This is a genomic window from Tropicimonas sp. IMCC34043, assembly GCF_003390845.1.
Taxonomy (GTDB): Bacteria; Pseudomonadota; Alphaproteobacteria; order Rhodobacterales; family Rhodobacteraceae; genus Tropicimonas.
On sequence record NZ_QMEK01000001.1, the window covers coordinates 1,710,038 to 1,723,542 of the forward strand.

Genomic DNA, 13,505 nt, shown 5'->3' on the forward strand with positions numbered 1-13,505 from the left:
CTCAGCCGCGTTGCAGCCTCACCGGGACCGTGCGCGCCAGACGCAGGAAATGCGCCATGAAGGGTTTGGCTGCCTCGTCGCTGCGGATCGCGGCATAAAGCCTGCGGGTCAGCCCGGTCTCGGTCAGCGGGCGGGTGACGTAATCGGAATTATAGCGCACCTCGCGCACCACCCAGTCGGGCAGCACCGCAACCCCGCGGTTCGACGCAACGAGCAGCAGGATCACCGCCGTCAGTTCGACCTGCCGCACCGCCCGCGGCTCGATCCGCGCCGGCATCAGAAGCTGCGAGAAGACATCGAGTTTCGCCCGTTCGACGGGATAGGTGATCAGCACCTCGTCGCGAAAATCGGCCGCCTCGACAAAGGGTTTTGCGGCGAGTGGATGTTTGGCTGCGGCCACGAACACAGGTTCATAGTCAAACAGCGGCGTGAAACCGACGCCGTCGATCTCTTCGGGGTCCGAGGAGATCACGACATCGACCTCCTCCTTCCACAAGGCTGGCAGCGCGTCGAAGGCAAGCCCGGGACGGATATCGACATCGACGTCGGGCCAGGCCTTGCGGAACTCTTCAAGCACTGGAAACAGCCATTCGAAACAGGCGTGGCATTCGATGGCGATGTGCAGCCGCCCTGTCTTGCCGGCGCGCAGGCCGCGGAATTCGTCTTCGAGTGCCGCGATCTCGGGCAGGATCCGTTCGGCGGCGCGCAGCATCCGGATCCCGGCCGAGGACAGCTTCAGCGGTTTCGAGCGGCGTGCAAACAACTCCATTCCGACCTGGTCCTCGATCCCCTTCACCTGATGGCTCAGCGCCGACTGGGTGATGTTGAGGATCTCGGCCGCGCGACCGAGGCCGCCGGCCTCGTGGATTGCCCGGATCGTCTTGAGATGGCGCAGCTCAATATGCATCGGACTCATGACCTTTGTGAGAATTGTGAATTTGCCTCATGGTGCGTTATATGCGATCCCGGTGCGACCTTAAAACTGGACTCCGATTGCCATGACCGCGCCTGCCACCTCCCTGCCGCATGTTTCGTTCGAATTCTTCCCGCCGCGCTCGGTCGAGGCGTCGTTCAGGCTTTACGATGCGGTCAAGACGCTCGCCCCCCTGAGCCCCGAGTTCGTCTCGGTTACCTATGGTGCCGGCGGCACCACGCGCAAGCTGACCCACGAGGCGGTGTCTGCGATCCATCACACCACCGGGCTGCGGGTTGCGGCGCATCTGACCTGCGTGGACGCGACGCGCGAGGACACGCTTGAAATCGCCCGCGGCTATGCCGCCGAAGGCGTGCGCGACATCGTGGCCCTGCGCGGCGACCCGCCCAAGGGACAGACCCGTTTCGTGCCGCACCCCGAAGGCTTCGCCGACAGTTGCGAGCTGATCGCGGCGCTGAAATCGGAAGGCGATTTCACGATCAGGGTCGGCGCCTATCCCGACCCCCACCCTGAGGCGGACGACGACATGGCCGACGTGCGCTGGCTGAAGCGCAAGTTCGAGGCCGGGGCGGATGCGGCGATCACCCAGTTCTTCTTCGAGGCCGATACCTTTTTCCGGTTCCGCGATGCCTGCGCTGCGGCCGGGATCGACCGGCCGATCCTGCCCGGCATCCTGCCGATCGAGAACTGGAAGAACGCCCGGCGCTTTGCGCAGCGCTGCGGCGCCCGGATCCCCGCCTGGCTGGATGCGGCCTTTGACGATGCAGGAGATGGCGCCGAAGCCGAGGCGCTGTCGATCGAGATCGCCGCGCAGCTTTGCCGGAACCTGATGGAGGGCGGGGTGGACCACCTGCACTTCTATACCCTCAACAAGCCGACCCTGAGCCGCAGGATCTGTCAGGCTGTCGGGATCGTTGCGAACCCCTCGCTGGAAGCGGTGGCCTGAGGGGCACCGCGGCGCGGCGCGGTCGCGTCCCGAACGCGCCCCGCAACGATTGAAACCGGCGCGTTCCTGGCACGGTGGGACGCGGTTTCTTCGACAATTGCAAATTTGAATTGACGAATGTTTACCTTGAGCGAAGGATGGCCGGATCGTTCCGTGAGTCAGCCGGAGTATCAATGGCCCGTTCCAACCCCTTCGCCACAGCCCCGCTGCTTGCCGCCAGCCAGGGCTGGTTCAAGGCGGCGCTGTCCTATCAGCGGATGATGATTGCCGCCAACGAGGTGATCCTGCGCCGCACGCTGCAGATGGCAACCGGGACCATGAGTGCCGCCGAAGCGACGCGGATGCTGGCGGAAAAGCCCGAAGCCTTCGCCAAGGGCGTGCAGCAGGCGGGTCTCGCGGCACTCAGGGGCCAGAGCGGACCGCGGATCGCGGCCGCCGCGATCAACCCGGTGCGGCGCAAGGCCCAAAGCAACGCCGCGCGGCTGCGCCGGGGCAAACACTGATCCCCGCGCGTCCCTGACGCATCGAAGGGCCGTCCTGACCTGGCCTTAGGGGTCTGCCGCGATCCATTTCCCCTCAGCCGGGGCGCCAGCCGGCGTCTTCCATTCTCAGGGCGTCGGCCACTCCCTTGCGCGCCAGAATCGCAGGGTGGAAGGTCTCGGACGGATCGTTCCCTTTGATGCGCCGCTTGCGGATCAGAAACAATTTGCCCCAGCTGCGCATCGTGCCGACCGAAGGCGCCTCGGCGTCGGCGGGAAACTCCTGCCGCCAGCCGTCGGGCAATGGCAGGCCCGCGGCCTCGGCCTTTTCCAGCATCCACACCAGCGGCAGGTTCGACAGCGGCCGCGCCGCCGCAAAGCCGCCGAGCTGTCCGCCGACGTCGCCATGCGCCCCCGGGAACCACCGCTGCTCGACCCGGGACAGCGGCTCGCCGTGCGTCACCCACATCTCGGGGGCGAAGGCAACGCGGGTCTCATCGAATGCCAGCGCGTGAAAGCCGTGGCGTACATGCGGGCCGAGTGCATGGTTGTGGAAGGCGAAGACCGGCTCGGTCAGACGCCACAGCACCGGAAGCCGCAGCCCCAGCGCCTTCACCGTGTCCCAGACCCCGATCATCTCGATCGGCACATCGCGGCGGCAGAAGGCAAAGCTGAAGTCCGCGGCGGCCCCGCTGTCCGGCGCGCTCTGATAGTGGCGATAAGCCTGGAGCACGTACCGTTCGGTGGCATTGTGGGCCTGCAGCAGGCCCATCTTTCCGATTACGCCGGCCAGCGAGCGCGCCGCAAAGGCACCGCGGGAAAAGCCGAACAGATAGATGCGATCGCCCGGGCGATAACGCGAGGCGAGGTAGCCATAGGCGCGGCGGATCTTGTGATTGAGCCCAAGGCCCGCGGCAACCGCGAGGGTGCTCGCCCAGTCGGGCCACTGGATCCCGGGCTCGTAGAGCACCGTCACATCGGCCCTTGGCCCGCCGTCGAGCAGCAGCCGATAGGTCAGGCCCGCGTTCGTCTCGCACCCCTGCGCCATCGAGGACAACGTGCCGTCGAATATGACCACATGAGTGATGGGTCCGCGATTCTCGCGTGTGGCGCGGAACCGGCGCAAGTGGTCGCGCCGCTGCCGGCGCGACCACGCCGACATCTGCCGGTTCATCCGGGTCTCCTGTTGTTGGAGGCCGTGTCCCAGACGATCTTTCGGTGGCGCCAGCGCACCTTCTGCAATCTCCTTCCAGTCAGCCCGCGCGAGCCCCTCGCCAGAAGGTGACCCGCCGATGGCAAGGGGGTCAAGGTTTCTGACCTGTCTGCAGGATCTGTATTACGTAGCGGAAAAGATTTCGTGACCGTCCGAAATGTGTCAGCCACGACCGCGCCGCCGCATCAGATGCGCGACCCGTTCGCGGATCTCGGGTCGAACCGGCCCCTCGCGCGGCGCATCGCGCAGGGTGGTGAACCAATGCTCCGGCGGCTGCCGACCTTGCCGGGCCCCCTCCCAGACCAGCGCACGCAGGACCGCCTCGGCCTCGGGCGACAACCGGTCCGGCAGCTCCTGCCCCGCCAGCACGCCCCAGACCCCGGTCCAGAGCCGCCCCACCGACCAGGGGTTGTAGCCGCCGCCGCCCAGTACCAGATACCGCGGCGCCAGCGGACGCAGCGCCGCGACGATGGACCAATGGGCATTGTTCGACAGGCTCAGACGCGCCAGCGGATCCTCCTCGACCGCGTCGGCCCCGCATTGCAGCACGATCGCTTCGGGGGCAAAACCCGCAACCAGCGGCAGGATCAGCGCCTCGCGGACATATCCCATCTCGCTGTCGTTGAACTCGCGCGGCACCGGCAGATTCACGGCAGACCCTCGCGCATCTTCCCCGAGCGTTCCGGTGAAGGGCCAGCGCGCCTCCTCATGCACCGAGATCATCAGGACCTCGGGATCGCCGGCAAAGGCCAGTTCCACCCCGTCGGGGTGATGCGCATCGATGTCGACATAGACGATGCGCCGCACACCCATGCGCCTGAGCGACAGCATCGCCAGCACCGGATCGTTGAGATAGCAAAAGCCATTCGCGCGGTCCGGCATTCCGTGATGGGTGCCGCCGGCCGGATGATAGACGACGCCGCCCCCGGCAAGAAGCTCTCCGGCCAGAAGCGAGCCGCCGGCGGCGGTTGCCGGGCGGCAATAGACCTGCGGGTGGACCGGGTTCGAATGGGTCCCGAGACCAAAGCGTGTGCGATCCTCGACGCTCGCCTGCTGCGTTGCCTCCACCCGCTGCAGGGCCGCGATGTAGTCGTGTCGATGCCAGTGCGTCAGGGCCGCGGGCTTGGCGCGGGGTGAGGTGACATAGAGCTGCGGGGCAAGCCAGCCGAGGGCGCGGGCAAGGTCGATCACGGTCGATACCCGCGGCACCCGCAGCGGATGCGACCGGCCAAAGCTCGACCGCCGATAGATTTCCGAGCCGATGAAACGCGCCGGGGCTGCGGACGGCACCGGTATCCGCCCCGAGTGATCGTCCAAAGACACCCGCTCCTTACCTCCCGATGCGTCTCTCAATGCCCAATTGTCCCGATCATCCCCGCCGCCGGCGGAAACACAACCTTGCTGCCGATTTGCTCCGACGGCATCGCCTTTGGCGGCCACCGTAAATGGCGAAATATATATCATTTGAGCCTATAGCGGGGTGGATTTATCGGCGGCGAGGTGATACCCGGTGTACAACCTTGGATGCGCGCGCGCGTCGGAGGGGGGGAGCAAGACCAAAAATAGTGACAAGCGAGTTGAGCAGTGAGTGTTGAAGGATCGACAAAAATTTCCATGCCCGCCAGGGACGGCAAGACGGCGACACGGACGCAGATCGCGGCGCTGTGTTTTCGCAAGATCCGGGGCAAATCCCAGGTTCTGCTGATCACGTCGCGCACCCAGCGGCGCTGGATCATTCCCAAGGGCTGGCCCATGGCGCACACCACGCCGGCGGGCGCCGCCGCAATCGAGGCCTGGGAAGAGGCCGGCGTGCGCGGCCGGATTCACGACATCTGCATCGGGTTGTTCAGTTATGCAAAGCTCGACGAGGCGTCAGGCGTGGTTCTGCCCTGCGTCGTCACCGTGTTTCCGCTGGAGGTGAAATCGCTGGCCAAGGATTTCCCCGAACGCAAGCAGCGTCGGCGCAGCTGGTTCACCCCGCGGCAGGCCGCCAAGAAGGTTGCCGAGCCGGAGTTGCGTGAGATCCTGCGCGAATTTGATCCGCGACTTTGGCGCTGATCCAGAGCCTTCCCCTTTCTATTCGCCCCTCGAATCGCTAGATCTGAGGGATGATCAAGTACAGCCTCATCTGCGCCGAAAAGCACCGCTTCGACAGTTGGTTCGCTTCGGCCGCAGGCTTTGACAGCCTGAAGGCCGCCGGAATGGTGAGTTGCGCGGTCTGTGGCTCCACAAGCGTCGAAAAGGCGATCATGGCGCCCTCTGTCCGTTCGGGCGAACCGGCCGCCGAACCCGCCGCAACGCCGCAGCATCCGCTGTCCGAACCTTCTTCCCCGGTCGAACGGGCCCTTGCAGAACTGCGCCGGCATGTCGAGGCGACCAGCGATTATGTCGGCGGGGACTTTGCCCGGATGGCGCGGGAAATGCACAATGGCGAGGCGCCGGAACGCGCCATTCGCGGCGAAGCCGATCTGCAGCAGGCCCGCAGCCTGCTCGAGGATGGCGTTCCGATCACGCCGCTGCCCTTCATGACCAGCCGCAGGACCAGCTGACATCGCCTCTGACCGGGGGGTGTTCGGCTGAATCCATGGTGGGTCAGGATCTGGCGGCAGAGGCCAGCCGCGCCTCGCGCACGGCGATGAAGCTGACAGCCCCCATGATCAGGCCGCCGCCCAGCACGACCCAGCCGTCCACCCGTTCGCCGAACATGATCGCGCCCAGCGCGACCGACCACACAAGCTGCAGGAAGGTCACCGGCTGGGTCACCGCCAAGGGTGCGGCGCGGAACGACAGCATCATTGCATAGTGCCCGCCGGTCGCGAAGGCCGCGACCAGAAACAGCGCCATCAGGTCCCCTGTCGAGGGTGTCACCCAGACGCTGAGCGCAAACGGCGTCAGCGCCAGAGTAACCACCAGCGACATCATCGCGACAATCACCGCAGGCGAGGCGCGCCCGGTCAGCCGCTTGGCGATCAGATAGGATCCGGCAAACATCACCGACGTGCCAAGCATCGCCAGATGCCCTGACCCGAGCGGCCGCAGCCCCGGGCGCAGGATGATCAGGACGCCCAGCAAGCCGACCACCACTGCCATCATCCGCCGGATCGCCAGCCGCTCGCCCAGAAACAGCGCTGCCCCAAGGGTCACAAGCACCGGCTGCAAATAGTTCATCGCCGTGACTTCGGCCATGGTGATCCGGGTCATGGCAAAGAACCACAGGCCCACGGCAACGGCCTGAAGCAGCCCGCGCACCACGAACAGCCCCAGGATCGGACGGTCGAGCCGCGCGACGCGAAGCTGGCTCCACATCGGGATCAGAAACACCAACCCGAACAGATAGCGCAGGAAGGCGGCCTCGATCGCCGGCACACGGCCGCCCACATGTTTGACGCCGGCGGTCACTGCGACAAAACACAGCCCCGTCAGCACCATCCAGAGGATGCCGGCAATTGGATTGTTTCCGGGGGACGGGATGGCGGACGGCGTGGTTTCAGTCATGGCCGCCAAATGACCGAAACCTATGGGCCGAGGCAATCCCCGGCCGGCGTGCCGTTCGGCCGCGGCGACGGTGCCGTCGCGACCGAACGAACATCTGCCCGCGGATCAGGCGTGCGACTGCAGAATGCGCCGCAATTGCGACGGGAACAGCTGCAACAGCAGGGTCTCGGTCTTGGCCTCGCCCTCGTATTCGACGAACAGCCGCAGGTCGATCGGGGCGTCGTCCTCCGCGGGAATGTCGGCGAAATCGAGGTCGAACATGGCCCGCCAGGTGTCCTTCGTGGCAATCGGATAGACGACCTCGTCGGTCACCGTCCCGCGCGAGGCACTGACGTTAAGCTCGACACCATCGCCACGGCCAAGCCCCTCCAGTCCGCGTCCTTCCAGATCGCACACCACCTTGACCACGTTCTCGGGGCGCACCTGTCCCGGCACCCCGCCCTCGCCGATCCGCACCGCCAGGAACCGGGCCGCGACCGGCTCCACCGGGGCGTCCTTCATCCAGTAGAGCCGATAGGCAAAATCGAACTCTGCGCCTGCCACCGCAGGGGCTGCCGGCTGCCAGGAGGCCACGATATTGTCATAGATCTCGTCGTCGGTGCTGATCTCGACCAGCGACACCGCGCCATCGCCCCAGTCGCCCTTAGGTTCGACCCAGACGCTGGCCCGTTTTTCATAGAACACGCCGTCATCCTGATAGCGGGCGAAATCGCGTTCGCGCTGCATCAGGCCGAACCCCTTGACGTTCGGCGCCATGAAGGCGTTGGCCATGGTGTGCGGCGGGTTGTTCAGCGGCCGCCAGATCCGTTCGCCGGACCCGGAGTGGATCTCGAGCCCGTCCGAATCGTGCACCTCGGGCCGCCAGTCGGGCGAGACGTCGGCATTGTGCTTGCCGAACCAGAACATCGAGGTCAGAGGCGCGATCCCCAGCCGCTCGATATCGCCGCGCAGGAAGATCTTGGCATCGACATCCTGAATCACCCCGTTGTCGCGGTGCGATTCGATCCGGTAGGCGCCGGTGACCCGCGGGCTTTCCATCAGCGCATAGGCGACGATCCCGCCATCGGACATCGGTTCCAGCCAGAACCGGGTGAAACGCGGAAACTCCTCGGGCCCGTTCGGGATAGCGGTGTCGACCGCCAGCCCCCGCACCGACATCCCGAACTGCCCGCTGTAGCCCGACGTCCGCCAATAGGACGCGCCCAGCACCGCCATCCAGTCGAGCCCGGTCTTCGGGTCCATCACCTTGAACCCGGCAAAGCCCTCGGTATGGGTCAGATCCTGTGCCGGGTGCCCTGCGGGAATGTCGAACATGTCGAGCGAGAACGGAACCTCGCGCGCCTGTCCGTCCTCGACCGTATAAATGTGCACGGGCTCGGGGAAATAACGGCCGGGAAAGAAGAACTGCACCGGCGAGACGTCGCCCTGATCGGCCCAGAGCGTCGCCTCCTTGCGGAAGCGGACCTGATTGTGGCGGTCATAGTCGATCTGCTCGATCACCGCGGCATCGGGCACCGGCATCGCCGCAAAGGGTTCGCGCGCCAGCGCCCGCGCCATCTCGGTCAGGATGCCATAGGAGAACGGCTCGGCCGGCCCGGTGCCGCCGGCTGCAACCGCGGCCGATTGCGCGCGCGCGATCTGCGGCAGAAGGAAGAAGGCGCCAGATCCCAGCGCGGCCTCCAGAAAACCGCGGCGGCTGTGGCAAGGTCCCTGCATGACATCCTCTTTCGGTGACGTTTCCGTGATTCTAGATGAGGGTTATCACGGCAGCGGCAAGTGGTGCCTCTGCCGGTTTTCCCGGATCGGCAAAAGGGTGCCGAAAATCGCCGTCGCGCCGCGGCAAGGGGGCAGTCCGGGGTCTCGACCCGGTCATCCTCACCCGATCGCCAGCCCGAAGGCAATCGCCCACATCACCACACCGATCCCGGCATCGAGCCAGCGCCAGGCCAGCGGCCGGACAAAGATCGGCTCCAGCAGCCGTGCGCCGAAGCCCAGAGCGAAGAAAAAGACGAAGGAGGCCGTCATCGCGCCGGCGGCGAAGGCCCCGCGCGCGCCGGGAAACCCCGTCGCCACCGAACCGACCAGCAGGACGGTGTCGAGATAGACATGCGGGTTGAACCAGGTCAGCGCCAGGCAGGTCGCCAGCACCGGGGCAAGCGGCCGTGCCACGCCCTGTCCGGGGTCGAGCGCTGCGCCGCCCGCGAATGCGCGACGGAAGGCAAGTGCGCCGTAGCAGGACAGAAACGCCACCCCGCCCCAGCGCAGCATCGGCACCAGCGCCGGCATTACCTGCGTGACGGAGGCAAGCGCGAAGACCCCGATGGCGATCAGCACGGCATCCGACAGCGCACAGGCCAGAACGACGGCCAGCACATGTTCACGCCGCAATCCCTGCCGCAGGACAAAGGCATTCTGCGCCCCGATCGCCACGATCAGGCCGATGCCCAGAAAGAACCCGCGAAGGAATGCGTCAAGTGTCATCGGTCCCAGGCGCAGCCGCGCCGCGCCGCGGCGCCCGGCCCCAAGGGTCGATGGCAGCGCGCCCCGCGCGCCATCGACCGAGGGGAACGCCCGGTCAGAGTTGCGCCGCGATCTCGTCGGAGACGTCGAGATTGGCGGTGACGCGCTGCACGTCGTCGTCGTCCTCCAGGATCTCGATCAGCTTCATCAGCTTCTGGGCCTCTTCCAGCCCCAGTTCGGTGGTGGTCATCGGCTTCCAGATCAGCTTGGTCGAATCCGACTCGCCCAAGACCGCCTCCAGCGCCGAGGAGACCTCGTTCAGATCGGTGTCGGCGCAATAGACGATATGCTCGTCCGCATCCGATTCCACGTCCTCCGCCCCCGCCTCGATGGCGGCCAGCATCACCGTGTCCTCGTCCCCGACCGAGGCCGGATAGGTGATCTCGCCCTTGCGTTCGAACATGAAGGCGACAGACCCGGTTTCGCCAAGGTTGCCGCCGTTCTTCGAGAAGGTCGAGCGCACGTTCGACGCGGTGCGGTTGCGATTGTCGGTCATCGCCTCGACGATCACCGCAACGCCGCCCGGGCCATAGCCCTCATAGCGGATTTCTTCGTATTCATCGCCCTCGCCCGCCGCCGACTTCTTGATCGCGCGGTCGATGACGTCCTTCGGGACCGAGTTCGATTTGGCTTCCTTCACCGCCAGCCGCAGACGCGGGTTCTTGTCCGGGTCCGGGTCGCCCATCTTGGCGGCGACAGTGATTTCCTTGGAAAGCTTCGAGAACAGTTTCGAGCGGGCGGCGTCCTGGCGCCCCTTGCGGTGCTGGATGTTCGCCCATTTGGAATGGCCGGCCATGGGTCTTCTCCGTTCAGGTCGGGATGTGCAGATGATCGTTGCGTCTATAGGCGAAACAACCCGTCGGGGGCAATCCCGCCCGGAGCCGGTGCCGTTGTCCCCCGGCAGCCCCGCAGTTTCAGCCCCTGTCGTCGCCCGGCATGACCGGCGGCACCGCGTCCTCGCGCGTCACCGGCCGCGACGAGGTCAGGTTGTCGCCGGTCATGATCACGAAGTCCCTGCCCGACCGGCGGTCGGGGGTGGCTGCCAGATCGGAAATGATCATCGTCATCCCCGGATGCATCTTCTGGCGCAGTGCGTCGTTGAATGTCCCCGGCGCCTTCAGCCGCGACAAGATCCCGGCTTCGGGCATTCCCAGGTTGGCGGGGTCTGGATGGTGGGTGATCGCATGCCAGACCAGCGTGGTGTCGTCGGGTGCGGGATGGCGCAGCATCATCACGTGCTCGCCGAGCGTGGGCGAGCCCTCGATGGTCAGTTCGGCTTCAAGGATCTCTTCGCCGTCCTCGATCAGAACGATGCGCCGGTCGGCACCGGTGGCCAGAACCGTCGTCACCGGATAGCCATTTTCCTCGCCCCAGTCTGCCGGATGGGACTTGGCGCCGAGCGCCCTGACGGTCTCGGCCATCTCCTTCTCGGCAACGTCGCCCAGCACCACGCCCGGGTGCACCAGCACCCAGGGGTCGCTCGCCGCGCCCGCGATGATCACCGGCGTGCCGACATGGGTGATCTCGAAGAGCTTGGCGGAAAACTCCAGTGGCAGGTGCACGCAGCCATGCGAGGACGGATAGCCCGGCAGCCCTCCGGCATGCAGCGCCACACCGTCCCAGGTCAGCCGTTCGGTATTCGGCATCGAAGCGTTGTTGTAGGTCGTCGAATGGTGGTTCTTGTCCTTTTGCAGGATCGTGAAGACGCCGGTTGGCGTCTCGTGTCCCGGCTTGCCGCTCGAAACCGTCGAAACGCCGATGCGGACCCCGTTGCGATAGACATGCGCCAGTTGCTCTGGCAGCGAGACGACCACGGCCACCGCGCCCTCGGGCGAGCGGTCGGGGTGCCAGGTGTAATCGCCCGGCAGCATGTTCTGATCATCGAAGACCACTTCGCCCTGATTGGCGCGACCGGGCAATCCGGCAAACAGCCCCGCCGTTGCCATACCGGCCAAGGCGGTGCGGCGTGACAGCCGCGCCTTGCCCCGAAATGAGTCTGACATCCGAACCTGCTCCCTTGCCCGATGCTCTCTTTTTCGTGAGTATCGGTGTTTCAGGGGTCACTGACAACTATCGGAGCGTCTCGGCAGGGCCTGCGATTACAACGGCCAGATCAGCGGGATCAGGATCGACACCACCACCCCCATGCTGAGGTTGAGCGGAATGCCGACGCGCAGGAAGTCGCTGAACCGATAGCCGCCGGGCCCGAACACCAGCATGTTGGTCTGATAGCCGATGGGGGTGGCAAAGCTGGCCGAGGCCGCGACCATCACCGCGATGACAAAGGGGCGCGGGTCGTAGCCCATGGCCTGCGCCAGCCCGATGGCGATCGGGGTGACGACGACGGCGACCGCATTGTTGGTGACAAGCTCGGTCAAGATCGAGGTCAGCATGTAGATCGCCCAAAGCGCCAGCGCGGGGGGCAGAACCGTCAGCGCCGGGGCAATCCAGTCGACGATCAATTTCACGGCGCCAGACGCATCGAGGGCCGCCCCCACCGCCAGCATCGAGAAGATCAGCGCCAGAAGCCGGCCATCGACGAACGAGAACGCCTCTTCGGCATCGACGCAGCGGGTCACCAGCACCAGCGCCACCGCGACGAAGGACAACAGCAGGATCGGTGCGGCCCCGAAGGCGGCCATGATCACGATGCCGCACAGCGCCGCAATCGCAAGCGGCGCGCGGCCGCGCCGGAATGCCCGCACCGAGGGACGCGAGATGTCGACCAGCCCCATGTCCTGCGCAAGCCGCTGGATGTCCTCCGGCGCGCCTTCCAGCAGCAGGGTATCGCCGACGCGCACCACCAGATCGTCAAGCTGGCGGCCGATATTCTGGTTCCGGCGGTGCACCGCCAGCGGATAGACGCCATAGCGGCGGCGCAGACGCAGCTGCCCCAGGGTGCGCCCGACCATCAGCGCACCGGGCGAGATCAGCACCTCGACCGTCTCGGTGCGCACCGAACTCAGCTTGTCGACGGTGCGCAGGTCCTTGTGTTCCTGCAGGCTCAGCAGTTCGCTCATCTGGGTGCGCAGCACCACCCGGTCGCCGGCGGCGAGCACCACGCTTTTCAGGTCGCGCCGCAGCGAGGCATCGCCGCGCAGAACGTCGATCACCCGCACGCCCTCGCGCCGGAACAGATCGACGGTCATCACCTCCTGCCCGATCAGCCCGCTGCCTTCGGGGATCGCGACCTCGGTGAAGAACTTCATCTTGGTCTTGTCCGACAGCACGCCCGCCATGCTGTCGCGATTGGGCAAAAGCCGCGGTGCCACGAAGCGCAGATAGGCCATGCCCCAGGCAACCACGAAGACGGTCAGCGGCGTCACTTCGAAGATCGAGAAGCCGCGCATCCCGTTGGCGCGGGCGACACCGTCGACAAGCAGGTTGGTCGAGGTTCCGATCAGCGTCAGCGTGCCCCCAAGGATCGCCGCATAAGACAGCGGTATCAATAGCTTGGAGGCCGAAATTCCCAAAGTACGCGAGATCTGGACCACAACCGGGATCATCACAACGACCACCGGCGTGTTCGACACGAAGGCAGAGGCCAGCACGACAAAGCCGATCAATGTGCCGACCGCCGCCTTCGGTTTGTGTTCGGCCTGGCGCTGCGCGATCTGGGTAAAGCTGTCGAGCGCGCCCGTCCGCACCAGCGCCCCCATCACCAGAAACATCATCGCGATGGTCCAGGGGGCCGGGTTCGACAGCACCGCCAATGCCTTGTCATAGGGCAGCGCACCGGACGCCAACAGAACCGAGACACCGAGGATCGCCACAACTTCTGCCGGAAAGACCTCGCGCGCGAACAATACGAACATCGCGGCGACGATGCCGAGGACGAGAAAGGCCTCGCCCGACGGACCAAGGCTGAGGAATTCCATGCGCTATCCCGCGATTGTTGCGGGGGCCATCCTTAGCGCC

Annotated in this window: 13 protein-coding genes; 4 read left to right on the top strand and 9 right to left on the bottom strand. The window is 65.8% G+C overall.

The genetic code is table 11. The features are described from left to right. Nucleotide 1: 1 nt before the first annotated feature. A complete protein-coding gene (locus DQG17_RS08000) occupies nt 2-907 on the bottom strand; it encodes a LysR family transcriptional regulator (protein ID WP_116132174.1) in 906 nt (301 codons plus the stop codon). A 91-nt stretch (nt 908-998) separates the two neighbouring features. Here DQG17_RS08000 and metF point away from each other — a divergent pair, with 91 nt between their 5' ends. Both metF and DQG17_RS08010 read left to right on the top strand, forming a co-directional pair. Continuing rightward, on the top strand, nt 999-1,880 hold the full coding sequence (gene metF, locus DQG17_RS08005) for a methylenetetrahydrofolate reductase [NAD(P)H] (RefSeq protein ID WP_116132175.1): 882 nt from the start codon (nt 999-1,001) through the stop codon (nt 1,878-1,880). A 173-nt stretch (nt 1,881-2,053) separates the two neighbouring features. Further along, a complete protein-coding gene (locus tag DQG17_RS08010; protein ID WP_116132176.1) occupies nt 2,054-2,383 on the top strand; it encodes an antifreeze protein in 330 nt (109 codons plus the stop codon). Nucleotides 2,384-2,456: 73 nt separating this feature from the next. Here the strand turns inward: DQG17_RS08010 and DQG17_RS08015 are convergent, their stop codons facing one another. Both DQG17_RS08015 and DQG17_RS08020 read right to left on the bottom strand, forming a co-directional pair. Continuing rightward, on the bottom strand, nt 2,457-3,533 hold the full coding sequence (locus DQG17_RS08015; RefSeq protein ID WP_116132177.1) for a DUF2235 domain-containing protein: 1,077 nt from the start codon (nt 3,531-3,533) through the stop codon (nt 2,457-2,459). Nucleotides 3,534-3,734: 201 nt separating this feature from the next. Continuing rightward, nucleotides 3,735-4,889 carry an acetoin utilization protein AcuC gene (locus tag DQG17_RS08020; protein ID WP_232829360.1) on the bottom strand — a complete coding sequence of 385 codons (1,155 nt, stop codon included), beginning with the start codon at nt 4,887-4,889 and terminating at the stop codon, nt 3,735-3,737. 297 nt (nt 4,890-5,186) lie between these two features. Here DQG17_RS08020 and DQG17_RS08025 point away from each other — a divergent pair, with 297 nt between their 5' ends. Together DQG17_RS08025 and DQG17_RS08030 are read left to right on the top strand one after the other, a co-directional pair. Beyond that, on the top strand, nt 5,187-5,630 hold the full coding sequence (locus DQG17_RS08025) for an NUDIX hydrolase (RefSeq protein WP_116132179.1): 444 nt from the start codon (nt 5,187-5,189) through the stop codon (nt 5,628-5,630). A 50-nt stretch (nt 5,631-5,680) separates the two neighbouring features. Next, the gene (locus DQG17_RS08030) at nt 5,681-6,121 is read left to right on the top strand and encodes a DUF1178 family protein (protein WP_116132180.1); all 441 of its coding nucleotides are present in this window, start codon (nt 5,681-5,683) and stop codon (nt 6,119-6,121) included. Nucleotides 6,122-6,164: 43 nt separating this feature from the next. Here the strand turns inward: DQG17_RS08030 and DQG17_RS08035 are convergent, their stop codons facing one another. The 6 genes from DQG17_RS08035 to DQG17_RS08060 form a co-directional block, all read right to left on the bottom strand. Beyond that, the gene (locus DQG17_RS08035; RefSeq protein ID WP_232829361.1) at nt 6,165-7,067 is read right to left on the bottom strand and encodes a DMT family transporter; all 903 of its coding nucleotides are present in this window, start codon (nt 7,065-7,067) and stop codon (nt 6,165-6,167) included. A 105-nt stretch (nt 7,068-7,172) separates the two neighbouring features. Further along, nucleotides 7,173-8,783 (bottom strand): glucan biosynthesis protein, encoded by a 1,611-nt coding sequence (locus DQG17_RS08040; RefSeq protein WP_116132182.1) that lies wholly within the window; start codon nt 8,781-8,783, stop codon nt 7,173-7,175. Nucleotides 8,784-8,942: 159 nt separating this feature from the next. After that, nucleotides 8,943-9,548, bottom strand: a complete 606-nt coding sequence (locus tag DQG17_RS08045) for a LysE/ArgO family amino acid transporter (RefSeq protein WP_116132183.1) — start codon at nt 9,546-9,548, stop codon at nt 8,943-8,945. 94 nt (nt 9,549-9,642) lie between these two features. Beyond that, nucleotides 9,643-10,383 carry a YebC/PmpR family DNA-binding transcriptional regulator gene (locus DQG17_RS08050; protein WP_116132184.1) on the bottom strand — a complete coding sequence of 247 codons (741 nt, stop codon included), beginning with the start codon at nt 10,381-10,383 and terminating at the stop codon, nt 9,643-9,645. A gap of 118 nt (nt 10,384-10,501) precedes the next feature. Continuing rightward, on the bottom strand, nt 10,502-11,590 hold the full coding sequence (locus tag DQG17_RS08055; protein WP_116132185.1) for a L,D-transpeptidase: 1,089 nt from the start codon (nt 11,588-11,590) through the stop codon (nt 10,502-10,504). A 96-nt stretch (nt 11,591-11,686) separates the two neighbouring features. Beyond that, nucleotides 11,687-13,465: an SLC13 family permease gene (locus DQG17_RS08060; RefSeq protein WP_116132186.1), complete on the bottom strand. Its 1,779-nt coding sequence runs from the start codon at nt 13,463-13,465 to the stop codon at nt 11,687-11,689. Between the last annotated feature and the right edge of the window lie 40 nt (nt 13,466-13,505).

Bases quoted from the DNA above. Each gene is read 5' to 3' on its own strand.
- DQG17_RS08010 (WP_116132176.1), top strand. From the start codon at position 2,054: ATGGCCCGTTCCAACCCCTTCGCCACAGCCCCGCTGCTTGCCGCCAGC.
- DQG17_RS08035 (WP_232829361.1), bottom strand. From the start codon at position 7,067: ATGACTGAAACCACGCCGTCCGCCATCCCGTCCCCCGGAAACAATCCA.
- DQG17_RS08000 (WP_116132174.1), bottom strand. From the start codon at position 907: ATGCATATTGAGCTGCGCCATCTCAAGACGATCCGGGCAATCCACGAG.
- DQG17_RS08040 (WP_116132182.1), bottom strand. From the start codon at position 8,783: ATGCAGGGACCTTGCCACAGCCGCCGCGGTTTTCTGGAGGCCGCGCTG.
- DQG17_RS08015 (WP_116132177.1), bottom strand. From the start codon at position 3,533: ATGAACCGGCAGATGTCGGCGTGGTCGCGCCGGCAGCGGCGCGACCAC.
- DQG17_RS08030 (WP_116132180.1), top strand. From the start codon at position 5,681: ATGATCAAGTACAGCCTCATCTGCGCCGAAAAGCACCGCTTCGACAGT.
- DQG17_RS08055 (WP_116132185.1), bottom strand. From the start codon at position 11,590: ATGTCAGACTCATTTCGGGGCAAGGCGCGGCTGTCACGCCGCACCGCC.
- DQG17_RS08025 (WP_116132179.1), top strand. From the start codon at position 5,187: ATGCCCGCCAGGGACGGCAAGACGGCGACACGGACGCAGATCGCGGCG.
- metF (WP_116132175.1), top strand. From the start codon at position 999: ATGACCGCGCCTGCCACCTCCCTGCCGCATGTTTCGTTCGAATTCTTC.
- DQG17_RS08045 (WP_116132183.1), bottom strand. From the start codon at position 9,548: ATGACACTTGACGCATTCCTTCGCGGGTTCTTTCTGGGCATCGGCCTG.
- DQG17_RS08060 (WP_116132186.1), bottom strand. From the start codon at position 13,465: ATGGAATTCCTCAGCCTTGGTCCGTCGGGCGAGGCCTTTCTCGTCCTC.
- DQG17_RS08050 (WP_116132184.1), bottom strand. From the start codon at position 10,383: ATGGCCGGCCATTCCAAATGGGCGAACATCCAGCACCGCAAGGGGCGC.